The organism is Paenibacillus sp. VT-400, assembly GCF_001029205.1.
Taxonomy (GTDB): Bacteria; Bacillota; Bacilli; order Paenibacillales; family Paenibacillaceae; genus Paenibacillus; species Paenibacillus amylolyticus.
Window position 1 is genome coordinate 2,779,676 of sequence record NZ_LELF01000067.1, and the last position, 24,355, is coordinate 2,804,030.

Annotated in this window: 21 protein-coding genes, 1 pseudogene and 1 other annotated feature; of the genes and pseudogenes, 17 read left to right on the forward strand and 5 right to left on the reverse strand. The window is 41.1% G+C overall.

Going from position 1 to position 24,355, the window contains the following annotated elements; translation table 11 throughout:
- Positions 1 to 265 precede the first annotated feature (265 nt).
- The 5 genes from EL84_RS22835 (at position 266) to EL84_RS22855 (ending at position 4,728) form a co-directional block, all read left to right on the forward strand.
- On the forward strand, positions 266 to 838 hold the full coding sequence (locus tag EL84_RS22835) for an RNA polymerase sigma factor (RefSeq protein WP_235431581.1): 573 nt from the start codon (positions 266 to 268) through the stop codon (positions 836 to 838).
- Complete coding sequence (locus EL84_RS22840) at positions 813 to 1,658, forward strand: hypothetical protein (RefSeq protein WP_047843243.1); 846 nt, start codon at positions 813 to 815, stop codon at positions 1,656 to 1,658. Before EL84_RS22835 ends, EL84_RS22840 begins: the two co-directional genes overlap by 26 nt.
- On the forward strand, positions 1,639 to 2,514 hold the full coding sequence (locus EL84_RS22845; protein WP_047843244.1) for an ABC transporter ATP-binding protein: 876 nt from the start codon (positions 1,639 to 1,641) through the stop codon (positions 2,512 to 2,514). The genes EL84_RS22840 and EL84_RS22845 overlap by 20 nt, the downstream gene beginning before the upstream one ends.
- Complete coding sequence (locus tag EL84_RS22850) at positions 2,511 to 3,581, forward strand: ABC transporter permease subunit (RefSeq protein ID WP_047843245.1); 1,071 nt, start codon at positions 2,511 to 2,513, stop codon at positions 3,579 to 3,581. Before EL84_RS22845 ends, EL84_RS22850 begins: the two co-directional genes overlap by 4 nt.
- A gap of 403 nt (positions 3,582 to 3,984) precedes the next feature.
- A complete protein-coding gene (locus EL84_RS22855; RefSeq protein ID WP_414855725.1) occupies positions 3,985 to 4,728 on the forward strand; it encodes an AAA family ATPase in 744 nt (247 codons plus the stop codon).
- Between the two features lie 717 nt (positions 4,729 to 5,445).
- Here EL84_RS22855 and EL84_RS22860 read toward each other — a convergent pair.
- The gene (locus EL84_RS22860) at positions 5,446 to 5,646 is read right to left on the reverse strand and encodes a hypothetical protein (RefSeq protein ID WP_036673648.1); all 201 of its coding nucleotides are present in this window, start codon (positions 5,644 to 5,646) and stop codon (positions 5,446 to 5,448) included.
- 298 nt (positions 5,647 to 5,944) lie between these two features.
- Between EL84_RS22860 and EL84_RS22865 the strand changes: the two genes are divergently transcribed.
- Complete coding sequence (locus EL84_RS22865) at positions 5,945 to 7,135, forward strand: glycine C-acetyltransferase (RefSeq protein WP_036673649.1); 1,191 nt, start codon at positions 5,945 to 5,947, stop codon at positions 7,133 to 7,135.
- Between the two features lie 37 nt (positions 7,136 to 7,172).
- Positions 7,173 to 8,132, forward strand: coding sequence for an L-threonine 3-dehydrogenase (locus tag EL84_RS22870; protein WP_047843246.1), 960 nt, complete (start codon positions 7,173 to 7,175; stop codon positions 8,130 to 8,132).
- Between the two features lie 735 nt (positions 8,133 to 8,867).
- Here EL84_RS22870 and EL84_RS22875 read toward each other — a convergent pair.
- The gene (locus EL84_RS22875) at positions 8,868 to 9,452 is read right to left on the reverse strand and encodes a TetR/AcrR family transcriptional regulator (RefSeq protein ID WP_051447337.1); all 585 of its coding nucleotides are present in this window, start codon (positions 9,450 to 9,452) and stop codon (positions 8,868 to 8,870) included.
- Between the two features lie 157 nt (positions 9,453 to 9,609).
- Between EL84_RS22875 and EL84_RS22880 the strand changes: the two genes are divergently transcribed.
- The 5 genes from EL84_RS22880 to EL84_RS22900 all read left to right on the forward strand — a co-directional run bounded on the left by EL84_RS22880 (position 9,610) and on the right by EL84_RS22900 (position 16,744).
- Entirely contained in the window at positions 9,610 to 10,299 is a 690-nt protein-coding gene (locus EL84_RS22880) for an SDR family NAD(P)-dependent oxidoreductase (RefSeq protein WP_047843247.1), read from the forward strand.
- Positions 10,300 to 10,576: 277 nt separating this feature from the next.
- Positions 10,577 to 10,820, forward strand: a binding site (T-box leader).
- 108 nt (positions 10,821 to 10,928) lie between these two features.
- On the forward strand, positions 10,929 to 12,809 hold the full coding sequence (locus tag EL84_RS22885; protein WP_047843248.1) for an alanine--tRNA ligase: 1,881 nt from the start codon (positions 10,929 to 10,931) through the stop codon (positions 12,807 to 12,809).
- Positions 12,810 to 13,691: 882 nt separating this feature from the next.
- The gene (locus EL84_RS22890; RefSeq protein WP_047843249.1) at positions 13,692 to 14,687 is read left to right on the forward strand and encodes a glycoside hydrolase family 43 protein; all 996 of its coding nucleotides are present in this window, start codon (positions 13,692 to 13,694) and stop codon (positions 14,685 to 14,687) included.
- Between the two features lie 561 nt (positions 14,688 to 15,248).
- Positions 15,249 to 15,386 carry a paeninodin family lasso peptide gene (locus EL84_RS31830; protein WP_106427116.1) on the forward strand — a complete coding sequence of 46 codons (138 nt, stop codon included), beginning with the start codon at positions 15,249 to 15,251 and terminating at the stop codon, positions 15,384 to 15,386.
- 521 nt (positions 15,387 to 15,907) lie between these two features.
- Positions 15,908 to 16,744 carry a class I SAM-dependent methyltransferase gene (locus EL84_RS22900; protein ID WP_047843251.1) on the forward strand — a complete coding sequence of 279 codons (837 nt, stop codon included), beginning with the start codon at positions 15,908 to 15,910 and terminating at the stop codon, positions 16,742 to 16,744.
- A 187-nt stretch (positions 16,745 to 16,931) separates the two neighbouring features.
- On the opposite strand, the gene EL84_RS22905 is transcribed toward EL84_RS22900, so the two are convergent.
- Positions 16,932 to 17,996, reverse strand: coding sequence for a GntR family transcriptional regulator (locus EL84_RS22905; protein WP_047843252.1), 1,065 nt, complete (start codon positions 17,994 to 17,996; stop codon positions 16,932 to 16,934).
- Positions 17,997 to 18,257: 261 nt separating this feature from the next.
- On the opposite strand from EL84_RS22905, the gene EL84_RS22910 reads away from it, so the two are divergent.
- The 4 genes from EL84_RS22910 to EL84_RS22925 all read left to right on the forward strand — a co-directional run bounded on the left by EL84_RS22910 (position 18,258) and on the right by EL84_RS22925 (position 22,438).
- On the forward strand, positions 18,258 to 19,595 hold the full coding sequence (locus EL84_RS22910; protein ID WP_036673653.1) for an ABC transporter substrate-binding protein: 1,338 nt from the start codon (positions 18,258 to 18,260) through the stop codon (positions 19,593 to 19,595).
- A gap of 84 nt (positions 19,596 to 19,679) precedes the next feature.
- The gene (locus EL84_RS22915; protein WP_036673654.1) at positions 19,680 to 20,576 is read left to right on the forward strand and encodes a carbohydrate ABC transporter permease; all 897 of its coding nucleotides are present in this window, start codon (positions 19,680 to 19,682) and stop codon (positions 20,574 to 20,576) included.
- 31 nt (positions 20,577 to 20,607) lie between these two features.
- Positions 20,608 to 21,426, forward strand: a complete 819-nt coding sequence (locus EL84_RS22920; protein ID WP_370739079.1) for a carbohydrate ABC transporter permease — start codon at positions 20,608 to 20,610, stop codon at positions 21,424 to 21,426.
- A 28-nt stretch (positions 21,427 to 21,454) separates the two neighbouring features.
- Complete coding sequence (locus EL84_RS22925; protein WP_152683060.1) at positions 21,455 to 22,438, forward strand: family 43 glycosylhydrolase; 984 nt, start codon at positions 21,455 to 21,457, stop codon at positions 22,436 to 22,438.
- A gap of 626 nt (positions 22,439 to 23,064) precedes the next feature.
- On the opposite strand, the gene EL84_RS22935 is transcribed toward EL84_RS22925, so the two are convergent.
- Complete coding sequence (locus EL84_RS22935; RefSeq protein WP_047843253.1) at positions 23,065 to 23,505, reverse strand: GNAT family N-acetyltransferase; 441 nt, start codon at positions 23,503 to 23,505, stop codon at positions 23,065 to 23,067.
- 144 nt (positions 23,506 to 23,649) lie between these two features.
- Positions 23,650 to 23,854, reverse strand: a pseudogene (locus EL84_RS32600) (LysR family transcriptional regulator); the annotation flags it as partial.
- A 42-nt stretch (positions 23,855 to 23,896) separates the two neighbouring features.
- Between EL84_RS32600 and EL84_RS22940 the strand changes: the two are divergent.
- Positions 23,897 to 24,214 (forward strand): hypothetical protein, encoded by a 318-nt coding sequence (locus tag EL84_RS22940; protein WP_235431582.1) that lies wholly within the window; start codon positions 23,897 to 23,899, stop codon positions 24,212 to 24,214.
- Positions 24,215 to 24,355 lie beyond the last annotated feature (141 nt).

Here is a 24,355-nt window from a genome sequence, read left to right on the forward strand (position 1 = left end):
TTTTAGCGGCTTTTTTGTTTTATCGGTACAAGAACATCTTCCGCTTATCGATTAGATGAATATCTATAGGCTGGTGAGACTTTCTCAACAGCTTGGAAGCAGGAATTTCCCCGCTTTTTTAATAATATAGGGCCTTGACCTTCACATGGGCTACCCAGGAATATTCGTAATGGCTAATTTTGTATTATGCATAAAACAAGACATAAATAGTTTTGATCTTTTATGATCAAGTTATCGTTAATTAGTTTGAGGGGGTGAGGGAGCGTTGGATGATGAAGAATTAATTCATGAGATTCGTGAAGGTAGTCGGGCTGCAATGGAAGTTTTGGTGAAGCGGCATTACAAGTCGATATTTTCATATGTGTACCGAAAAACGGGAGATTATCATATCTCTTTTGATCTAACTCAAGAGGTATTTGTAAAAATGATGAATTCATTGGGGAATTATCGAGATAACGGAAAATTCAGTCACTGGTTACTGAAAATAGCAGTGAATCATTGTATGGATTATTTTCGTGGGCGCGAGTTCAAGCAACAACTCAGAGAGAGTGAGTTAACAGAAGAGGCGCTCCCAGCAAGTGAGCACCAGAATGTGTGGAACATATTCTATAAACAGCTTCAGAATGACAAGGTCAGGCTGGCGATACAAAGTTTGCCTGAGCACCAGAGGGACGCGGTCATTCTGAACTATTACAACGGACTAAAGATCAAAGAGGTTGCCGAGCTGACGGGATCGAATGAGTCGACAGTGAAATCACGTATACGCTTGGGCATAACGAAATTAAAAGAGATCATTGTGGGAGGTGAGCGGGATGAAACGTACAGAAAACGAAGATAGAAGGAAGCGTCGAACTGAATTGGAGATGGAGGAGTACGCCGAAATTGCCCCTTTTTTGGATGACTATGTGGTTGAATATCCATCCGAGATGGAGATCGATAGGACGATAAGGGCCTTGGATGCACATATGCCAGGACAGATGAATGTTCATCTGGAGCAATCACCGGGGAAATCATTTACTGAACTGTTCCAACTCGTTCGGGGTGAGGTTATGATTTTCCACAAATCGTACTGGCTAGTTTGCGCATTGCTTCTGTTGTGCGGATTCTGGTTGGGAACCCGCAGCACAATATCCCCATACATGAGTGGACTTATTCTGGTACCTGTACCTTTTATTCTCGGATTACTGGAAGTATTCAAAGGTCGGGATCAGGGGCTGATGGAGATCGAACTGACCTGTAAAATTACGGCACAACAGCTGATGTTGACTCGTCTGATCGTCGTGCTTGCAGGAAATATGGTATTTGTTCTGCTTCTTATGCTATTGGTATCTGGCGGAAGAGGAAGTTTCATCTCATGGAGTGGCGTCGGTCTGTGGTATACCCAACTGATCATTGCGGCAGGGGCTAGTTTGTGGCTGGCTATGCGTGTTCGGGGTGGAACAGCTGTTAGTATTTTCTTGGTCGCATGGTTTGGGCTTTTCTGGCTTATGTTAAGCAATCCCCGATTTGTTACTTTAGTACAATCTATCCAGACCCCAGTACTTATTGCAATCGCATTATGTGGAGTGGTTCTGTTGATCAGTCAGATCCGGCAGATGACGCGAAAATATACATCACAAACGGAAAGAGGTTATTCCTTTGAAATTGACCATGGATAACGTATCCAAGAAGTATAGAAACAAGTGGGCCGTGAAATCGTTCACGTTAGAGCTGTCCAGCGGTGGCGTCTACGGCCTGCTTGGACCAAATGGAGCGGGCAAAACAACGCTGCTTCGCATGCTTGTAGACATCGCCAAGCCAACGTCCGGACAAATTATGCTGGATGGGCAACCCATTGAACAGATGGGGGATCGTTATCGCGATATATTGGGCTATATGCCGCAGCGCTTTGGATTTTATAATCGTTTCAGTGCTCATAAATTTCTCATGTACATGTGTTCGTTAAAAGGACTGAGTACGAATCAAGCCGCTATTCGAGTGCAGGAGACATTACGTATGGTTGATCTGGAAAAGCAGGCACAACATAAAATTCGTACGTTCTCTGGCGGTATGAAGCAGCGGCTCGGAATTGCACAAGCCTTGCTAAATGATCCGCAAATTCTAGTTCTCGACGAACCTACGGCTGGCCTTGATCCGAAGGAGCGTATTCGATTTCGTAACATTATCGGTGAGTTGGGAAGAGACCGGATTGTACTGTTATCGACGCATATTATCTCTGATCTGGAGTTCTCGTGTAAGGAAATGATCCTGATGAATGAAGGTCGACTGATTACTCAGAACACACCGGAAGCGATCATGAACAGTATGCAAGGTAGCGTTTGGACTGCAACGTTAACAGAACAGCAGCTTGCCGAACTCACCTCTCGTTTCAAGGTAAGCGGATTGTCCTATCAGTCCGATGGTATTGTGGCGAGAATCTTGGCAAAAGAACGGCCTGTCCCACAAGCTATGCCAGAGGCCCCTCGGCTTGAAGACGTATATATGCACTATTTTGATGAGGAGGCGACATCGTGATTCGTTTGACCGGATATGAATTTGTTAAAATAATGACGCGTAAAAGTATCTATCTTGCACTCACCGGGCTACTAATGCTGCTTGTTCTGTATGCCTATCTCGGACATCCGGGGCCGATGAAGGGTACATCGTTCTACAAACCCTATGAAGGAGCCATTACGGCTGAGAAGGTTCAGGCTGCACAGGAACAGTTACAAAACAAGGGTTATAGTGATGAAGCGAATCAGAATCGATATGGCGTATTTTATGAGATTTCCATGTTTTCGCCGGAATTCATAAAAAACTACACCAAAACTGATGATAGCGGGAATGTCATGGAACGGACCGTAAACGTCACTGAAATTCACTACAATAAACCTTGGGGTTATCTGTTGGAATACATTGATCAATTTGGCGTGCTTTTTATGATGATTATGATTTTACTGGGACTGGCTCCCGTATTCGCAGAGGAATATGCATTGGGAACGGCAGCGTTGGTACGCAGCAGCAAGCGAGGGAAGAGCCAAATCGTATCGGCTAAATTGATGGCTTCAATAGTATATATTGTCCTATGCGTCATCTTGTTTACAAGTATCAACTTGCTAATCTACTGGTTGAGGTTTGGAAATTTGGCTGGAGCAGATACCCCAATACAGAGTGTAGGCATGTACTTTCAAGGCTTCGATTATGAGTTCTCGCCTTATAGGTTGTCTGCGCTTCAGTATTATGTAGTTCAGTTGGTCACACACTTGGCAGGCAGCCTGATTTTTGGATGCGTTGTGCTATGGGTTTCTTCGCTCAGTTCAACGGCGTTTGTTGCCATAATCATTAATGTGGCTATTGTAGGCGTGCCCTATCTGGCATTTGATGTGATGAACTTTAACCCAGGATGGGCGAAGTGGATTGAGGAATTTTCCTTCAGTACAATGATGCGGGTAACGAGACTGTTCCAAACTCCAGTAAACTACTGCATATTCAGGGTGGAGGTGTCATATCTACAGTTGTATTTGCTTATTATGACTGTAGTTACAGCTGTAGTTGTACTTGGTACATATCGAGCGTTCCGTAATCGTGAGGTATTTTCTTGACTTGAAGCACTATGAGGAACATGATGTATTACACAATTAGGTCCGCAGATTCTGCGGACTTCTTTTCATATGAATAAGCATGGCAGTGTCCCCAGCTGAGGACAAGAACATTGTGTCACGTCAGATTAGGTAGCTATCTAAATAGAAGCATGATGGAACTCCTATGGCGAGATAAAACCCACATTAATATAAGACTTCGTTTGAATAACGATTTTAAGAACATGGTACCCATGTCGATTAGAACATTTATCTGTTTCATTAAACTAACGGGCAGGTTAGTTTCGGTATGTGGTATTATTTGTTTGATGGAGTAAACTAAAGGGCGAGACTAACATGTGTCAGCGTTTCCCAACATAGGTAAGCATAACGATCAAAGTTTTAAAAGGGAGTGAACTATATTAATATACAGCATCCCTATTTACGACAAATTCAGCTTAAGCGGCAACAAGTACCCACCTATAATCGTTACCCCTTTGATTTGGCGGTCATTCGAAACCTAAATACTCTTGATTTTCACCCCAAGGTAACCTATATCGTAGGTGAAAATGGGATGGGCAAATCAACACTGATGGAGTCCATTGCTGTCGCATGGGGATTTAACCCGGAGGGTGGGACGATCAACTTTTCCTTTTCAACCCAGGCTACTCACTCGAGCTTATATGAATATATACAATTGATCAGAGGTCCGCGACGACCGAAGGATGGCTTCTTCTTCCGGGCAGAGAGTTATTATAATTTAGCCACAACGATCGATGAGTTGGACAGCCAACCTTCATTCGCTCGCCCTATAATAGAATCGTACGGTGGCAAGTCCTTGCATGAGCAATCGCACGGAGAGTCGTTCTTTTCCACGTTCATTCATCGGTTCGGGGAGAATGGATTATATATACTGGATGAGCCTGAGGCTGCACTGTCTCCCCTTCGCCAAATGGCGATGCTGACACGAATCCATGAACTTGTTTTGCAAAACTCTCAATTTATAATTGCGACCCATTCCCCAATCCTTATGGCATACCCAGATTCGATTATTTACAATCTAAAGCCGGATGGTATCGAAGTCCAAGTATTGGAAGAAACCGACCATTATATGATTATGAAAGAGTTTGTGAATAACAAGGATAGGATGCTCAGAGAGTTATTCGAGTAAGCTAAAGATTAATTCCACTGCTATCCTATAGAATCTAAAAGCTTAAGAGAGATCGTTACAAAGAAAGCGATCTATTGTCGAGATTAAGCTAACGAGAAACGTTAGCTTAATCAAACTTAATAAGGTATCAAATTGATCATCTGCTGATTTCAACTAGCGGACTGACAACAGGGATCGTTGCAGAAATGCTAACGATCCTTTTTTGTATATGTTTACGTATGAGTATTTAAATCACGAAAAAGGGCTCCTCCGTAGACTAGGACGCCCCAAGTGCAGGTCAGCGATCACGTACCTGGATATAAAGGGAAAACAGTGGGTGTTGCCCGGCAAAGTGATGTTTTTATTTTTCACAGTCCGATCGGTAATTTTGGTGATGCTGAGTATCTTACATGCTGTAAGCTTAGTAGAAGTGACTTTGTAGAACCATTCAAACGCTCTACACAGAGAAACAACGGATCGAACAGGAAGAACAGTACGGTATACTTCAACTACTTGAAGAACGGTTTATGCCCATTATATAAGCCTATTGGCAAGAAGATGGGGAGATGTATAACTATATTGGATTTTATGGAAAAAAGGTATAGAAAACCGCTTATTTTCTAGCATGGGTGCTTGTAGGGGGGGATGCATGTTTCATTATTTTCTGAAGATAAGCAGAAACATTGTTAGGATTGCAACTGCGAAGCATTCGTCCTAAATCGAGGAAGTATAAATATACTACTCACTATTTTCATCATCTAATCGCCGACGAAATATCAAAGCCGAAACAGCAAATATAATAAAAGATAATGTTGAAGCAACAGTAACCATCTTCAACACACTTCCTATTGGGGGGTTAAACAACAGAGCAATTGAGATGATTAAAACAGCACCTGTTAAACCCATTCCCAAAATCGAGATCGCTAAAATCTTGTTCATCAAATCACCTCACAGGTTGAAATAGAGTTTCATTGCATAATAATAGTTTAATACATGATGAATTAGTATAGAATGTAACAAAAAGTATAGCAAAGATTTAGTAGCGATTGCTTCCGAGAATGGGGAAGCAATCGCTATGTTTTTTTGCTTATTTTTTTATTTTTTTGTCCGCCACATGTGTACAAAAAATAAAAATGATGATACATTGAATTTAGTTTATTTCCTTTTATAACAGGGTTTTTTCGAAGAATACTGTGTCTCCTGTACGAGGACATACGTATATCGAGGAGGGAATGGAATGTCAAGTCAAGCACTGGACCAATTTTTAAGTTCGAACATCGAAGATCTAAAGACTAAAGGTCTATATAACGTCATCGATACGCTGCAGGGTGCAAATGGTCCTGTTATTCGTATCGACGGAAAGTCCTTAATCAATTTGTCTTCCAATAACTATTTGGGACTGGCAACAGATCACCGCCTGATTGATGCTTCAGTTAAGGCGTCGCAGACATACGGGGCAGGCGCAGGGGCTGTGAGAACAATTAATGGTACGATGGATCTTCATATTGAGCTTGAAGAAAAACTGGCCCGTTTCAAAAAAACGGAAGCCGTTATCGTGTATCAATCGGGATTTAACTGCAATATGGCTGCTATATCCGCGGTAATGGACCAGCATGATGCGATTTTATCAGATGAGCTGAACCACGCTTCGATTATTGATGGCTGCCGCCTGTCGAGAGCCAAGGTGATTCGCTTTAAGCATTCGGATATGAATGATTTAAGACAGCAGGCGAAAGATGCGAAGGAATCCGGTCAGTACCATAAAATTATGGTCATCACCGACGGGGTTTTCTCCATGGATGGTGATATAGCAAAGCTGCCTGAAATCGTGAAAATAGCAGAAGAATTCGATCTGATTACTTATGTGGATGATGCCCACGGTTCGGGCGTTCTCGGAGCAGGTGCGGGAACCGTGAAGCATTTTGGATTGTCCGACCGCATTGACTTTCAAATTGGTACTCTTTCCAAGGCGATTGGCGTTGTCGGCGGTTATGTGGCGGGTAAAAAACAACTGATCGAATGGTTGAAGCTGAGAAGCCGTCCGTTTCTGTTCTCGACATCGCTACCTCCGGCTGCAATCGCTTCTTGCAGCGCTTCTGTCGACATTTTGATGAATGACAAAGAGCTGATCGAGAAGCTGTGGGAGAACGGCAATGATTTGAAAAATGGCTTGAGCCGGCTTGGATATGATGTAGGCCAAAGCGAAACGCCGATCACACCTTGTATCATTGGCGATGAAGTAACCACCCAACAGTTCAGCAAACGGCTTTATGAAGAAGGCGTTTACGCCAAGGCAATCCTGTTTCCGACGGTTCCGAAAGGAACCGGAAGAATACGCAACATGCCGACAGCTGCCCATACCAAGGAGATGCTCGACCAGGTGATCTCCGTTTATGAGAAAGTTGGCAAGGAAATGAAGCTGATTTAGCTGCATTCGCGGGAGTACATTTCGGGAGGAATGTCTTATGAACAAGATTTTGGTGACCGGAGCACTGGGCCAAATCGGTTCTGAGTTAGTTGTTAAATTACGTGAAATTTATGGTGCGGATCACGTCATTGCTACGGATCTCAGATCATCAGCCCACGAAATTACCCGATCCGGGCCATTCGAGCTGCTGGACGTTACGAATGATAAGGCGATGTTCGAAATCGCCAAGCGGTACGAAGTTGATACCGTCATCCATTTGGCTGCGCTGCTGTCGGCTACCGCAGAGGAGAAACCGCTGCTTGCCTGGAATTTGAATATGGGTGGATTGATGAATGCACTTGAAATATCCAGGGAGCTCGGATGCCAATTTTTCACTCCAAGCTCCATTGGATCTTTTGGTCCTTTGACTCCGAAAGACAATACCCCTCAGGATACGATCCAGAGGCCCAATACGATGTACGGCGTGAACAAAGTGTCGGGCGAACTGCTTTGTGATTATTATTTTCACAAATACGGCCTGGATACTAGGGGACTGCGATTCCCGGGTTTGATATCTTATATGACGCCTCCCGGCGGAGGAACGACGGATTACGCCGTGGAAATTTATTACGCAGCCGTGACGGCTGGCCGGTATACATCTTATATCGCCAAGGACTCAAACATGGACATGATGTATATGCCGGATGCCCTGAACGCAATCATCGATTTGATGGAAGCGGATTCTTCCCGGTTGATGCACCGAAATTCATTTAATGTCACCGCAATGAGCGTGGATCCGGAGGCGATCGCTGCAGCGATTCGGGATGAGCTTCCCGGCTTTATCCTCGATTATGACGTTGATCCGAAGAGACAGGCGATTGCCGATAGCTGGCCTCATTCCATTGATGCAACGGCAGCGAAAACAGAATGGGGATTTCATGCTCGCTACGACCTGAAGGCCATGACGAAGGATATGCTTTCACAGCTAAGCGAGAGACAAATGCTTCGCAAGGCTTAAAGTTATTATGAATTCGATCGAAGAGTGACATCGCTAGAAAAAGCAAGAAACGAAAATGTCGAGGGACAAGAACATTGTTCCATTAAAGTCGCTATTACAGCGGCTTTTTTTGTTTTAAGGACAAGAACATTGTGTCATTTCGGATTAGGTATCTATCTAAATAGCATCATGATGAAGATCATGTGGCAAGAAAAAAGCACATGAATTTAAGAATTCGCGTGAATAACGATTTTTTTATTAGAAATAACGTTTTTCCGGTAAAGACCAATCAATCTGCGCCAACCATCGGGACGCGTATATGTGCTTACGAACTCGTCGATGTCGGTTTCGTAGATTGCTCTTGGTATCTCACGCTCATGCTTAGGAACACGAATTGTGGCTTCTTGGCAGAGGTAGTAATTCAAATGTTCGTGTCCAAATATGAAGATGTATGAGGATTTATACTTAACGGGGGATATTCTGCTTTGTAGTGGTGGAAATTACCCATTAAGCAAGTTGATTCAAAGTATATCGGACTCGCATTATAGCCACGTAGCTTTTGTCATGTGGATTCATGACAGGCTCATGGTACTTGGAAGCGTTGAGAACGCCGGAGTTAGGACAGTACCGTTATCTTCGTATCTGACTGCAAACATTATTCTATGCCTGCCTAGTTCTGACAGATCTAAGCAGGGAGTCGAGCCAGATCAGATTCGGCAAGAATAGCCTTTCTGTTCAGATCATACTAGTTTAGTATCAAGTATCCTTCAGCAAGTCAACCATGTTAGAATAGTGAATTTCACTCAATTGCTCGATAAAGTTATCTACCCTGTAGTTCTCCGGTTCAACTATCCAGAGACAAATTACTCCTACCAATCCAGATATCATGTATTCGATGCCAATTTTTATCTTCTCATCGTGGCGATGATCGCCGATTCCCGAAAAAATGATCGTTTTAAAAGCCTCTTTCAAGTATACGGAGAAGTTTGGATAAATATTTTGAGTGATCATTGTCTTAAAAAATATCATATTGGCTTCAATATCGTCGAAAATCGTTTTTAACATGGTAGCAAACATATCTTTATCCATCTCATGAATTGAACTCACTTCCAGGCTTAAGCAAGCATTTAAACTCTCCACGTTTTCCTGAAATAACTTCTCCATGAATTGAGGTTTATCTACATAGTGCAAATAAAATGTGTTGCGATTTATCATCGCTTCTTTGGCAATGTCCTGCACAGTAATTCGTTCATAGCCTTTGGTTTGTACTAATCTCAGAAACGCTTCTTTAATGGCTTTCCGCGTTTTGAGAATGCGCAGATCCACTTTATCTTTACCCAATTCGTGCTTCCCCTCCATAAATAATAGCCAGATTTATCAAAAGTGATGTTTATTTAACACATTGAATTATATCGACCATTGAGTCTTTTAATTGTACGTTTTACAATTACAACTGTCAATTGAACTCACTAACTCATTCATAAAAGGAGAATCATAAATGAAAACACTGGCGATTGTTGGTGCAGGTAAGGGATTAGGATTATCTATTGCGAAGAGCTTTGGCAAGCGCGGCTTCCAAGTGGCATTAGTTGCAAGAAATGCTGCAAAACTGCAAGATATGGTGGATGAACTGAAAGCGGATGGTATCGAGGCATCTTATTTCGTAGCAGATATTTTTAACAAGGAACAGATTGAACAGGCTATGACCAACATGAAAGAAAAGTATGGTCAGATTGATGTGTTGGAATTCAGTCCAACAGCAGGCAATTATCCTCCCACTTCTGTATTGGAGTTAACGGCGGAGAACGCCAGGGACGCATTTGAGGCGAATGTGGTTAGTGCCATCCATGTCGTCAATGCTGTTCTCCCTGATATGCTCGCTAGGAAAGAGGGAGCCTTGCTCTTTACCTCAGGATTATCCGCCATGTACCCTGTGTCCATGATGGGGAATATCGGTATTGCTCTTGCAGGGTTACGCAATTATGTTGCTAATCTTCATACTTCATTGTCTGCTCAAGGGATTTTTGTGGGCCACCGCTCATTAGGTTTATTGATCAAGGAGTCAGGTACTGGCGCAATTAATGATCCGGATGTAATTGCCGAGATGTGGTACCAGGCCTATGTAGAGAAAAACGTATGGGAGGAAGAGTATCCTAAGGGTGTTACCCCCGAAACCATTCTGTTTTAAAATTGGTGATGATTTTAGCGTTATATGCAGCTAACAAAGCCAGAATTGGTTGATCTACTGATTCGGATGGAACAGTATATTGCATATCAGAATCAGCATTGGCTGAAAAGTGAATTTGAGAAGTTTGTCAACGAATGAATCCTATCTCTATCGCTTTAACAAGCAATAACCTCCAAAGAAAAGGGCAGATTAACTAATTTCTGCCCTTTTAAGAATTTAACATAAATGTTAATTGACGGAGCAAGTTGAGTGTGATAGCATAGCTTTAACTTAAAACGAAAAGGCTATGATGAGAAATAGTAGCTATTAGGGATCTCACAGAGAGAAGATGGTTGGTGCGAATCTTCATTGATCTAATAGCGAAGCAGTCTCGGAGCTGTGAACCGAACAGAGGAATCTCAGTAGGCTTCAACGGAGTTCCACCGTTATTCAGGAAACAATATCGGAGATATCCCGTATTGATCGAGTGCAGAGAAATCTGAATTTAGGTGGTACCACGGACATAATCGTTCGCCCTAAGTTGACATGAAATATGTCAGCTTAGGGCTTTTTTGTTTTATTCTTTTTCGTTTAAACATATGCAAAATCATTTTTCAAGTATAAATAATAATAAAATGGAGGTATTGAGCATGGTTAAAATGACACCAGATGAATTAAGAAAATCATACATTGACTTTATGAAAGGAATAGGGGCTAGCCAAGTGCCCTCTTCTAGCTTGTTGCCAGAGAATGATCCCTCAACACTGTTTACGGGAAGCGGAATGCAACCTATGGTTCCATATTTATTGGGGGAAAAGCATCCAATAGGCAATGACATTGCTAATATTCAGAAGTGTTTAAGGACAGGCGATATTGATGAAGTAGGAGATACGTCGCATCTGACATTTTTTGAAATGGTAGGTCGATGGGAGTTTAAAGCAAATGAAAATCACTATAAGAAAAAGCAAATCGATGCCGTTTGGAATTGGCATATTAAAGAATTAGGAATTGATCCTGGCAGACTATATATCAGTGTTTTTATAGGAAGTGATGATTTGAATATACAGAAAGATACGGAAACCATTCAAATCTGGTCAGAAAAATTTAAATCAGTTGGTATAGAACCTATCGTTGAAGATGATCCGTATCAATATGGGGCATCTAGAGGTGGGAAAATATTCTTATACGATGAAAAAGAAAATTGGTGGAGTCGATCCGGAAGTCCAGTGGATATGCCTGTTGGTGAACCCGGTGGGCCTGATAGTGAAATGTTCTACGATCTTGAGCCAGATGGTGATTCACTGGATCATCCTGCTTCTGAAAGCGAGAGATTTTTAGAAATTGGGAACAACGTATTTATGTGTTACAAAAAAGAAGACACAGGATTTGTAAAAATGCAAAATCCCAATATTGATTATGGAGGTGGATTAGAAAGGGTTGCAACAGCCCTTAATAGTGACAAGGATATTTATAACACGGCTTTCTTTTTTAATCCCAAGATAAAATTGATGGAGATAAGTGGTAAACAATATACTGACGATTTAAAGTGGTTTAGAATCATACTTGATCATGTGAGAGCGGCTACTTTTTTAATTAATGATGGTGCAGAACCAGCGAATAGTGATGCAGGGTATATAACAAGAAGATTATTAAGAAGGGCGATTCGAGCAGGTAAAAAGATAGGCATACAAGGCAGTTTTGTGGGTAAGTTGTCTGAAGTTTATATCGATGAAGCAACAACTTATGAAGATTTGACGGATAATAAAAAGAAAGTTATCGAAATAATAAATAAGGAAGAAAATCTTTTCTATAGAACTTTACAGCAAGGAGAATTTGAAATACAAAAACATCTTAAGAATAAGGGTAAAGTTACAGGTGCAGATGCTTTTTATTTTTACGAAACATATGGGTTTCCCTTGGAGTTGACGGAAGAGTTTCTAACTGAAAGTGGATATAACATGGAGGATAAGGCTTCTTATTTAGAGGCGGCAAAGAAACATGCCGAAAAGAGCAGAACTGCTTCTTCGGGTAAATTTAAAGGTGGACTCGCTGAACATTCAAAAGAAACAACAGCGCTGCACACGGTATCTCATTTATTACTTGCTGGTTTAAGGGAAGTGTTAGGTGATCATGTTCATCAACAAGGCAGTAATATTACTTCAGAACGATTACGGTTTGACTTCAACCATGATGAAAAACTTACGCCAGAGCAAATAGCTGAGGTGGAAAAGTATGTGAATGATGCGATTTCATCAAAAGCAGTTACCTATATTTCCGAGATGCCTAAAGTTGAAGCAAAAGAAAGTAATGTGGAAGGGAATTTTTGGGATAAATATCCGGATATCGTTAAAGTGTATACAATCAAAGATAACGAAGGGAAAGTTTGGAGTCGAGAAGTATGTGGAGGACCTCATGTAGAAGATACAACAAACTTAGGAAAGTTCAGTATTAAAAAAGAACAATCTTCTGCTGCTGGAGTTAGAAGGATTAAAGGAGTAATTAATAAATATTTCCAAAACATGGAACAATAGCTGATGTTTTAGGATTGCCATTTGCAACAACGTTATGAGTTGCCGGGAATCCAGGATGAATGATAAATCCGGCAATCGAAGAGGGTTTGAAATCGCTTGGCCTTTCCGTTGGCGGGATTAAGTCCGAATTGCTTTTTTAATGCAAGAAAGGGGAACTTATAAAAAACAGAACGAAAATCGAGCTATATAGTGTATGACACTAAATGTTGAGGGACAAGAACATGATCCTATTGAAGTCGCTATTTTAGCGGCTTTTTATTTTATCGGACTAAGTTCTTGTCCCGAGCCAAGGACAAGAACTTAGTCCGATTGCCGATTAGGCTAAAATCTAATTGTTATTTTGCCTGTTAATTCATTAAGCTAACGGGCAGGTGGTTTAACATGAAAGCTCGTTATTATATAATTAGAAAAATCATTTTTCCTGGAAGATAATAACGAAAGAACACACAAAAAATAACGGTTGCGATCCAGAGGAGAAGAAGTAATCATGTGTGACAAGACAACGCAAAAAAGTTGACTTCATTGAAGTATTCTTATTTAAGATATAAGAATGTATATGTTTCACCTCATAACTTATCTTTGTATGGGGAGAAGATCTGTTACAAAGTTTGCGGCCTGTAATAGAACTCACCAAAAATGTCCCGCCGGGTAAACAAAATGCGAGCAATTGGTGTATATTTCCAATATAATGAGATGGGCGGGAATTGTACATTTTTTCGGGGGAAGATCTTTATTATGTGTACTAGGAAAGAATAAGCGGGGCTTATACAATAACATTAGAGGTTGTAAACGCTTGCTTTTAATTCTGAGGATGCAATCAATGAATTACCGTAATCCCGTACATGAAGTATTTTATTATTCCAATACCAAAGGAGATGCCTTATGAATCAACAACAACTACCTAAGCCCCACCAACCGCTCGTAACCCACATCTTCACTGCTGACCCGTCCGTCCATGTCTACGAGGGCAAAATCTACATCTATCCTTCCCATGACCTCGATCATGACGAGCCGAGCAACGATAACGGCGACCAGTATAAAATGGAAGACTATCATGTCCTCTCGATGAACAACTTCGATTCCCCGGTGGTTGATCACGGTGAAGCGTTGCATCTGAGAGATATTCCGTGGGCCTCCAAGCAGCTCTGGGCACCAGATGCCGCTTATAAGAACAATACCTATTACCTGTTTTTCCCGGCACGGGATCATGACGACATCTTCCGTCTGGGTGTGGCAACATCAGAGTCTCCGGCAGGCCCATTCATGCCGCAACCGAATTATATGGAAGGCAGCTTCAGTATCGATCCGGCCGTATTGGTGGATGACGACAATCAGTCATACATCTATTTCGGCGGACTCTGGGGTGGCCAGTTGGAGAAATGGCAGACCGGCAGCTTCGTGCCAGATGCAGAAGGACCTGCTCCTGACCAGCCGGCGCTTGGACCGCAAGTTGCACTGCTTAGCGACGACATGCTGTCCTTCCAAGGCAAGCCTGCCGAGATATCGATTATCGATGAAGACGGGAATCCGATTCTGGCTGGGGATGAGGAACGGAGATATTTTGAAGGCCCATGGGTGCATAAATATAACGGCTATTACTACTTGTCCTACTCTACAGGAACCACGCATAAGCTCGTATATGCGATCGGCAAGAACCCGATGGGACCATTCACGTTCAAGGGCGAGATTCTCTCTCCGGTTATCGGCTGGACAACCCATCACTCCATTGTGCAAGTTGAAGACAAGTGGTATCTGTTCTATCACGACAGCTCCCTGTCGGAAGGCGTCAACCACAAGCGCTGCGTTAAATATTCGGAGCTGAACTACAACGAAGATGGAACGATCCAGAAGATCAATCCTTATCCGGGTGCGGAGTAAGTTAGCTGGTAACGGAAACAGATAAGATTACAATATAAGGCATAATACATGAGGCAGCTCCTGACGGGGCTGCTTTTTTGATAGGAGGAGGATCAGTTGTTTCACTCAAACTTGGAGAAAATCTCTGCTGAACAAAGAATACTTCAGCAGTATACTAATTGAATTAATAAATTTATCTTAATTAGAATTTTGTTGACACACATATATCCTAATGGCTTTATCCAGTTGAATGCGTGAAGCGCGTGTCGACGAGTTTTAGTAGGGAACTTCTTTTCCTGTGGAGGGACAAGAAAATAGTCCGATTAACGATTAGATGAGTATCAAAATAAAAAAGCTATATAGAGGAGAGTGGGCTTTAACTTGGGTCAGTAGCGCTACAGGGAAATACTTAACCCATAGAAAGGGATGAAATAGTTGTTTACTTAGATACGTATTGTGTCTTATAATTTTCAAAAAGATACAAATCGTATCCCAAAAAAGTTTGTATCGCACAAGTAATGTAAGGGTGCTCGCATCTTGGTTCCAGTTGGTTCCATTTTTTGCAGAAAGAGGGGACGGCCGATGGAAACGAAAAAAACGCCTTGGCAGGCACCGGAATTAGAGGTGCTGGATGTGCAGCAAACGATGGCTGGCTATGGATTCAGGCAAATTGATTGGATCGAAGAACATGATGCAGACCTATATGATCCATCGTCCTGATGATCATACTTCAAATTAGAAATCGTATTCTTGCTCAAAAGGTCGCCTGTGGGCGGCTTTTTCGATGCTCAGATGAGGGACAAGAACATTGTACCATTCCAGACCAAGACGACTATGATTGATATTGAGCAGCAGCTAAATAAGGCGTAGCATTAGCCTCCTGTTGATGTAACATTTGCTCGAATACGTTGCGAAATTCGTTACGCCGCTCGACAAACATTGTCCAATTGAGGCCTCCACGAAAAAATGATTTCTCCAAAAACGGCTTATACAGACAGTTCATAATATATAACGGAACCTGTTCTTTCAAATCCAGTGGTTGAAACACATGTGATACACCAGGGGGATGACAGACAAGTCGCCTTTGGAAACCAAAATACATTGGCCCCCAATCTGATGAAGCCCTTCTCTTTCATATACATAAGCGATTTCAACAAAACATTCAACCATATATAGGATTTGTTTATTATGTTAAAGAGGTTCTACACCATTTATAGCGTTGTGAGAGGGAAGTGATCATTTTGAATACTTCTAAACAAATGATGTCTCATAATTCCAATGATCGTTTTAGTAAACTTGGAATTTATAGCGTCCAAAGTGTCTTTATTATTCTGTTCTTGCTGTTAACCCCTGTCTACTATTTGAACAAATGGGACTTTAAACGTCACAAAAAGCGGAATCCTTTCTACACCAGTAAATTGGTTCGATTGCAAGAGCGTTATCCGATTTTCTACGAATTGGCCATGTACGTTCAAAATTTTCCTATTCCTCGTAATGTTTACAAAGTTTTACCCCCTTTAAAGGGCGATGTTCTTCAGGTGGGCTGTGGTACAGGTTTATTGAACAAGTATCTTCGCAAGCAGAAGGATGTTCGTTTTCTTAACATGGATCCGAATATAAATGCTCTAAAACTTGGAAAGAAGTGGGGAAGGTTTAATTCTTATATCCATGCTTTCATTGATAAACCGACTTCTTTACCTGATCATAGCTGCGATATGATTTTGTTTGCAAGAAGCTTTCATCACATTCGCTATCACAAAAAAGCCTTCATAGAGAGCTGCAGACTGTTACGTGACGGTGGATCTATCATTATTGCGGACCCGGTTGTTCTCAAGTCTCTTTCAGGTTCTGTAACGGACGGTGGTTATATGGCGAACTCTTCGATTGATGGTGTAATTTGGAGATTTACCAAAGAAACATTAATTACTCACATAGAGCGCTGTCTTCCTCCTGAATTAAAGATAGAATCAGTAACCGAAACGAGACAAGTGCATGTAACGAATTATAATTTATTTGTACCTCAGACAGATATCGTAGTGGTACTGCGAAAAAGGGAGGCTGTATACAATGACAACTAAATTTATTTATGGTGTTTGAAATCTGCAGCATTATTCAATGTTTATCCATTGCTCAGCCAGAAACATGTCTTGCGGATAATATAGGTAAAGGTATCTCTCCACAGAGGTGCCTTTTTTTGTTTTTAGGAACCAAGTCTTGTCCCAAGCTGAAGACAAGATCATTGTGTAGGCTGCAACGTTTGTCGTGTCAAGGGAAGATGAGTTGCACGGGAATAACGGCGTTCTTGGGAGAATAGATATCATCCATTTGTTCACGTAACAGCTTTACAGCTGTTCGTGCCATTTCCTGTTCATCCTGCTGCACATAAGCTACGCCTGAAAGATGTGGATTATCAAAAGATAGCAAGTCGATATTTGAGTGAACGTTCAGAAGACTGATAGCGGCGGATGTAAGGCGTGCTGTTTCTTCAGTCAAGGAAAAGGCTGCCGAAATTCCACTGTGGTTCTGTAAGAAGTTGCTTACATAGTCCAATGCTTGCTCGCTGCGTAGAATGTCGAGAGGGATGTGACACCACAAGCTCTTGTCAATCGAGATGCCTTGATCTGTGTACGCCTGCTCAAAGCCGAGCGTGCGATCCTCGACGGCTGTATTGGCATTTTCAGGTGAGATGAGCGCAATCTGCTGATGACTCTTGGATAACAAATGGGATACAGCTTTATACGCACCGCCGTAATTGTCGGATGTAATGGTGTACGTCTCAATGTTGCGCAGATAGCGGTCGATGAACACACACGGGAATTTATCGAGCGACAGACGCAGTAATGATTCGTTATACTTCTCATCTTCTGTTGGAAAAACGATCAACCCCTTCACACCGAGCTCCGTTAGTGTACGAATGACGTTTGATTCGATAGAGGAGGACTCGCGCGTGATGCTTAGTACCATGCTGAGGCAGGCTTCTTGTAGGAAGTGTTCCGTGTAGTCAACGAGCTTCTGAATGACACGGGTTCTCATCGTCGGAATGATGAAGCCGATGAGCGGCATGGAGCACGCGCTGCGTGGGGATGGCGAGAAATTGATGCTAGAAACAACAAGACTAGAAGAGACGAATGAGCCTTTGCCTTGTACGCGTATAATTAATCCTTCGTCAGCTAGTAGGGTTAGGGCGTTCCTGACGGTTATTTTACTTACTCTGAATTCGTCCATTAGTTCTTGTTCAGAAGGAATGCGGTCCGTTGGCCGAAGCTGCCCTGATTTAATTTTCTGTATAATGTTTTCTCGAATTTGTTTGTAGAGCGCCAGCTTTTTCAAAGAGTAGCATCTCCCCATAAACTTTATGATTTTATAATCAATTGGTTATATAAAGCTTATTTCATATATATTATAATACGGCATGTAAAGCGCTTACAATATGGAATCTGAGAAATTGTTGCGAAGGGGTCTTTTCTTTGAAAGGTTAGAATTATGTTAAGGATGGTGGTGCCAAGATGGATTGTAACCGCTTAAATTAACAGAACTAACTAGTCAGCCGACTTTTCAAATGCATAACAAAAAAGAGAGGATGACGAACAAATGAAAAAACGCAGTGCTTTAATCTCCATCGTTACTCTCCTGATTATGTCACTTGTTTTTACTGCATGTGGTAGTCCTTCTGGTTCAAAAACGGAAACACAACAATTAGGCGCTAATGCCGGTGAGAATGCAACAGAATTATCATTTTGGACATTCGCAGATTTGCACGGCAAGCATTTGGATAAAATGCTGGGGTTATGGAACCAACAGAACCCAGACAAACAGATTAAGTTGAATGTAACGGTTATGCCTTACGATGATATGCACAACAAGCTCTTATTGGCAGTTACAAGCGGAAAAGGTGCTCCTGATATCGCGGATATTGAGCTTGGTCAATTCCCTAAATTCTTGGAAGGTGACAACGTTCCCCTGGAATCTTTGAATGATGTATTTACACCATACAAAGACGTTGTTGTTCCTTCACGTGTCGAGATTTACTCCAAAGCCGATCAGGTTTATGGCTTTGATTATCACGTAGGTGCTACGCTTGCTTTCTACAACACTGAAATTCTCGAACAAGCAGGTGTTGACTACAAGACAATCAAAACGTGGGAAGATTACAAACAAGCAGGTATCAAGGTTTACGAAAAGACTGGCAAGTACTTAGGTACTGCTGATACATCAGCTTCGTGGCAAGCATCGCTGCTACTAGCTCAGCAAAATGCCGATTTTACAGATGAAAATGGTAATCCAAAAGTGAACTCGCCTGAAATGATTAAAGCGTATGAAATGTTAGTCGATCTGCAGAAGAACAATGTTATTCATACGATCCCTGGCGGACAACCCGACACAGAAGAAGCAAAAGGTGAATATAACAAAGGCAACTACGCAAGTGCATTGATGCCTGAGTGGTACATGTCCCGCTTTGTAAACGAAATGAAAGACCTTAAAGGTAAGTATGCAATAGCTCCATTGCCTGTATTCAAAGAAGGTAATCCTCGTTCCGTTGGCTTAGGCGGTACTGGCACAGTTGTTACTAAGAATGGTAAAGACGTTCAGTTGGCAAAAGAATTTGTAGCCTTTGCTAAGCTTTCGAAAGAAGCTACTACAGAAATCTGGAATACACTTGGATTTGACCCAATCAACATGGAAGTATGGAAAGATGATGCAGTTACGAAAAACCCTGAAAATGAATACGTCCAATACTTTAAAACAAATGCATTTGATACTTTGAATGAAATCAAAGACGAAATTAGAGCGATTAAGTCCGTTAAAGCTTCACCAACCATCGGCAATATATTCAATACGGTTACTTTGAATGCTATCTTTGAAGATGGCCAAGACGTGAAGGAAGCGTTGGATGAAGCACAAGCAGCAATTGAACAAGAATTGAAATAAATATAATAAGTAAATGATTTGATTAAACCTGTCGGCAGGTACAGTGGTCGGCAGGTTTAACCATAGTCAAGGGAGATTGAGAATATGATAAAGAAATTTGTATACTCTCAAAAAGTTGCACCTTATGTTTTTGTATTGCCATTTATACTCATATTTTTGGTATTCTGGTTTTTTCCGCTTGTAAATTCATTCGTAATGAGCTTTCAAGATAGGATGCTGGGACAGGATCCTAAATGGATTGGTGAAGCAAATTATTCGAAATTACTCACTGATAAAGTGTTTTTGACATCTATTAAAAATAGCATTGTGTACATGTTAGGAACCTTAGTGCTGTTGATTCCTTTTCCCATGTTATTCGCCGTTATGATCAACAGTAAGTTAATGATGGGAAGAGAGTTTTTTAAATCTTCTTTCTTTCTCCCTGCATTGACATCTGTCGCAGTTGCGGGTACCATTTTCCGCCTTACATTCGGTGAGATGGAAGGTTCATTAATGAACAGTTTCCTAGGTATATTTGGTGTAGAGCCTATCAAATTTTTGAAAGACGGAAATTGGAGTATGGCAGCACTGTTAATCCTCGCATGTTGGAGATGGACAGGCGTTAATATGCTTTACTATCTATCGGGTTTGAAAAGCATTGACAATGAATATTATGAGGCTGCTTCAATTGACGGTGCATCTGCTTGGCAGAAGTTTAGAACGATCACAATGCCATTATTGAAGCCGACCACGGTATATGTTACCACAATTAGTGTTTATGCAGGTTTAGCAATGTTTACCGAGAGCCTGATGATGTTCAACGGTAACAAATCACCCCAAAATATTGGCTTAACCATTGTTGGATATCTGTATAGACAAGGGATTGAGCAGAATAAGCTGGGTTACGCAGCTGCAGTTGGTATCGTTCTGTTAGTCATTGCTATGGTTATCAATTTAACGCAGTTGAAATTTAGTGGAATGTTCAAAAAGGAGGAGGATTAAAGTGGGCAGAAGTCAGACGAGGAGTGATTTCATCTCTAGAATAGTAATTATTTGTTTATTCATTATACTATTCGTTATAATTATGATCCCATTCTACGCAGTGGCCCTATCTTCCTTTAAACCAGGTGAATCATTAGTTAGATATGGACTTAACCTAAGTTTGGATTTTGAAATCATGAGTTTTGATAATTTCATCTTTCTGTTTACTGGAGAACATGATTATTTTGTGTGGTTTTGGAACAGTATGATTTTAACAATCGTTCAAGTGGTTTTAACACTTTTTGTAAGCGCATTTGTTGCATATGGTTTTGCAGCATATCATTTTAAAGGTAAGAACTTCCTCTTTATATGTGTTTTACTCATTATGATGGTGCCTTTCGAAATACTGCTGGTTCCTTTGTACAGCCTAATTAATGATTTGGGAATGGTGAATAGCTATTCGGCAATCATTCTGCCCGGTATAGCCAATGCCGCGACAATATTTTTCTTCAGGCAATATCTACGAAGCATACCCAAAGAGATTATTCAATCTGGGCGGGTTGATGGCGCAAACGAGTATGCGATTTATTTCAGACTAATTATGCCGATTATGAAGCCATCGTTTGCAGCAATGGCCATATTGAATGGTATGAATAGCTGGAATAATCTATTGTGGCCATTCATGGTGCTCGGAGATCAGAGTAAATATACACTTCCAATCGGTTTGAAAACGTTGTTAACTCCTTATGGCAATAACTATGACTTATTAATCGTGGGCTCCTTCTTCTCCATCATTCCAATTTTCATACTATTCATTGCTTTTCAGAAATATTTCATAGACGGTATGACTGCAGGCGCTGTTAAAGGGTAATCTATATTATGATGAAACAGGTGATAAGATGGAAATCCAACAACGAGCGTCACACGACATTCAACCATTAATTGAACAGAGAGCTGATCCTTTTATTTACAGACATTCGGATGGTTATTATTACTTCGTAGCATCCGTTCCGGAGTATGATCGGATTGAAATCCGTAGAGCCCAGAACCTTGAGAAGCTTGTTACATCAACTCCTGTAGTGATCTGGAGAAAGCGCGAGACTGGTATCCTTAGTGCCAATATTTGGGCACCCGAACTGCATTTTATTGATGACAAATGGTACGTGTATTTCGCTGCCGCACACACGACGGAAACGAATGAAGGCTTGTTCGACCATCGGATGTACGTGCTAGAGAATGAAAATGCCAATCCGCTCGAAGGCATTTGGACGGAAAGAGGGCAGGTTCGTACCGAGTGGGAAAGCTTCGCCCTCGATGCCACTACCTTTGAGCATAATGGAAGCCGGTATTACGTATGGGCACAAAAGGATCCGAATATTGAAGGTAACTCTAATCTGTATATATCTAAAATGAGCAATCCGTGGACGTTGACTGGGTCGCAAACGATGATTTCGATGCCGGAATATGACTGGGAGATCATTGGTTATAAAGTGAACGAAGGCGCGGCATTTCTTCGCAAGGGTAATCGGGTATTCCTCTCTTACTCGGCTAGCGCCACCGATTTCAATTATTGCATGGGCTTACTTGAAGCCGATGCGGATGCTGATTTGCTCGATGCCACCTCATGGCGCAAGTCTCAAGCAGCGGTTTTCTCTACAGATGAGAGTATCTCAATGTATGGTCCCGGTCATAATTCCTTCACGGTGTCAGAGGACGACGAAGAGACGCTATTTGTGTTTCACGCAAGAACGTACAAGAACATTATAGGAGATCCGCTGTACGATCCGAATCGCCATACATTTGTGACAGCGCTTTTGTGGACGGCTGACGGCAGACCCGATTTCCGCGGTTCTGTTGCAGCACTTGCACGTTCTTTACAATGAACGAGTGTCCGAACAAGGTTGGTTAATGGATTTGAGTTCGTTTATCCAACTTGCCAAAGAGAGACAGTAAGAAAATCGAAGGCACCCTATTGGGTGCCTTCGATTTCGCTCTACAGATAATACTTCGAACCGTATCATAAGGGCAGGATAGTTTAACAAATAAGTCGAAGAGTTGAGTGGGACTAACCTTGCTTAAAGAGGAAAGAGATAACGTTAAATTATAAAAATGTTGTTCACACTTAAATTAACCATGAATTAACCAAAAGTGAGGAAAAAATACTTGTGATAATTTTGGGTTTTATCGAACAAATAGCTTTAAGTAATGATGTTGATGTTCGAAATGTTGTAAGTGTATCAGTTATGACTCGGTTAGGCGACGATACAACAGTTCTGACTAACGACTTGAAATATCTAGGGGAACAAACAAATGTATTGTCTAAAGAAATTGAGGCGAGTTATGGAAGAAGTTGCAATCTAAAGATTCGGGAAACGATAGCTCAATAAAACCGAGGATAGGGCAGGTTATAATCAAACTGCTTAGCGACTTTTTTTGTTTTAAGGAACCAAGTTCTTGTCCCAAGCTAAGGACAAGAACAAACCGACCAGATTTACACGTGATAACGGCATCATTTCGATAATAAATCTTTTACCATTAGATAATGCGGAATTCCATCTTCCATAAATACATCGGAAGTAGTCTGGTATCCTAGCTTGTGATAAAATCCCTCTGCATGTGTCTGTCCGTGTAATTTAACTTTGGATATTCCTTTATTTTCTGCAATTTCTTCCAGTGATGTAACAATTAATTTACCGAGACCATATTCGCGATAAGGTTTTAAGATACATATTCGATCTAATTTACCTACGCCATCTCGAATAATAATTCTGCCTGTTCCGGCGGGTAGTTCATTAAAATAGACCAGGATGTGCTCACACTGTCCATCTAAATTATCATAATCATCAAACTCATCTTCAATTGGTACATTTTGTTCTTTCACAAACACTTCTTCTCTTATTTGAAAAGCGATGTTGAGCCCCTCAATTGAGTCTATTTTTTTTGATTTCATTTCTTATAATCCTTTCAGAAATTCATTTTGTAATTAAAAACAAATTAAACATACTTTTAGAATGATTATAAACGATATTTTTTTGTTGTAAATACAACAAAAAAGAGGAGCTAAAGGACTACGAAAGATCATTAAAGACTCCTAGATACCGAGTGTTAAATTACCAGTTGCCTTATCATTTGTAGTGAGCGCTTGAGTGTACAACTCAATGATTTTTAAAGCATACGGCAGGAATTGATGACCATACTGAGTAAGAACGACTTGTTTACCCAAGCGTTGATAAACTGCTTTCTTAAAATCCCCCTTTTTCAACGATGGTCTTTAAGGTAATTAGATGACGAAGTTCCATAATTACATCCTTAATTAATTGCTCTTAATAGGAGGTTTTATTATGATTTTAATTGAACTTTGGAATCATTATAAGGCAGATAAACGAATTCAAGGGTTGAGCCTGAATACATTGGGTGCGTATGCTTTACAACTCAAGATGTTGGTTTCTGATCAAGGGATTGTAGATATTTCGGGAGTAACTCTAAATCTCCTGAAGGAATACTTAGCAAAGCAACCTGATCGTCTAAAACCAAGCAGCCTAGGGCACCGTATCCGTTTTGAACGTTCCTTATTTTGCTTTACATATGAAGAAACCTATCTATCTAGCAATCCTTCTATTAAACTGCGTGAGCCAAAACATGGAGAAGCGGGTATCTAAGTTTTTGATGGAAGAAGATGTGATTCATTTAAAAGATCTCTTGTCAGACCTTACGGGGAGGAGTTTAAATTAAAATAGTATGCCTTCATAAACTGTTAAGAATTGCTCTCTATAATTCAAACTGTAAGCATTAAAACAAAT

Excerpts from the sequence above, each read along its gene's own strand:
- EL84_RS22840 (WP_047843243.1), top strand. The coding sequence starts at position 813 with ATGAAACGTACAGAAAACGAAGATAGAAGGAAGCGTCGAACTGAATTG.
- EL84_RS22860 (WP_036673648.1), bottom strand. The coding sequence starts at position 5,646 with ATGAACAAGATTTTAGCGATCTCGATTTTGGGAATGGGTTTAACAGGT.
- EL84_RS22865 (WP_036673649.1), top strand. The coding sequence starts at position 5,945 with ATGTCAAGTCAAGCACTGGACCAATTTTTAAGTTCGAACATCGAAGAT.
- EL84_RS22870 (WP_047843246.1), top strand. The coding sequence starts at position 7,173 with ATGAACAAGATTTTGGTGACCGGAGCACTGGGCCAAATCGGTTCTGAG.
- EL84_RS22880 (WP_047843247.1), top strand. The coding sequence starts at position 9,610 with ATGAAAACACTGGCGATTGTTGGTGCAGGTAAGGGATTAGGATTATCT.
- EL84_RS22885 (WP_047843248.1), top strand. The coding sequence starts at position 10,929 with ATGGTTAAAATGACACCAGATGAATTAAGAAAATCATACATTGACTTT.
- EL84_RS22890 (WP_047843249.1), top strand. The coding sequence starts at position 13,692 with ATGAATCAACAACAACTACCTAAGCCCCACCAACCGCTCGTAACCCAC.
- EL84_RS31830 (WP_106427116.1), top strand. The coding sequence starts at position 15,249 with ATGGAAACGAAAAAAACGCCTTGGCAGGCACCGGAATTAGAGGTGCTG.
- EL84_RS22910 (WP_036673653.1), top strand. The coding sequence starts at position 18,258 with ATGAAAAAACGCAGTGCTTTAATCTCCATCGTTACTCTCCTGATTATG.
- EL84_RS22915 (WP_036673654.1), top strand. The coding sequence starts at position 19,680 with ATGATAAAGAAATTTGTATACTCTCAAAAAGTTGCACCTTATGTTTTT.
- EL84_RS22925 (WP_152683060.1), top strand. The coding sequence starts at position 21,455 with ATGGAAATCCAACAACGAGCGTCACACGACATTCAACCATTAATTGAA.
- EL84_RS22935 (WP_047843253.1), bottom strand. The coding sequence starts at position 23,505 with ATGAAATCAAAAAAAATAGACTCAATTGAGGGGCTCAACATCGCTTTT.
- EL84_RS22940 (WP_235431582.1), top strand. The coding sequence starts at position 23,897 with ATGATTTTAATTGAACTTTGGAATCATTATAAGGCAGATAAACGAATT.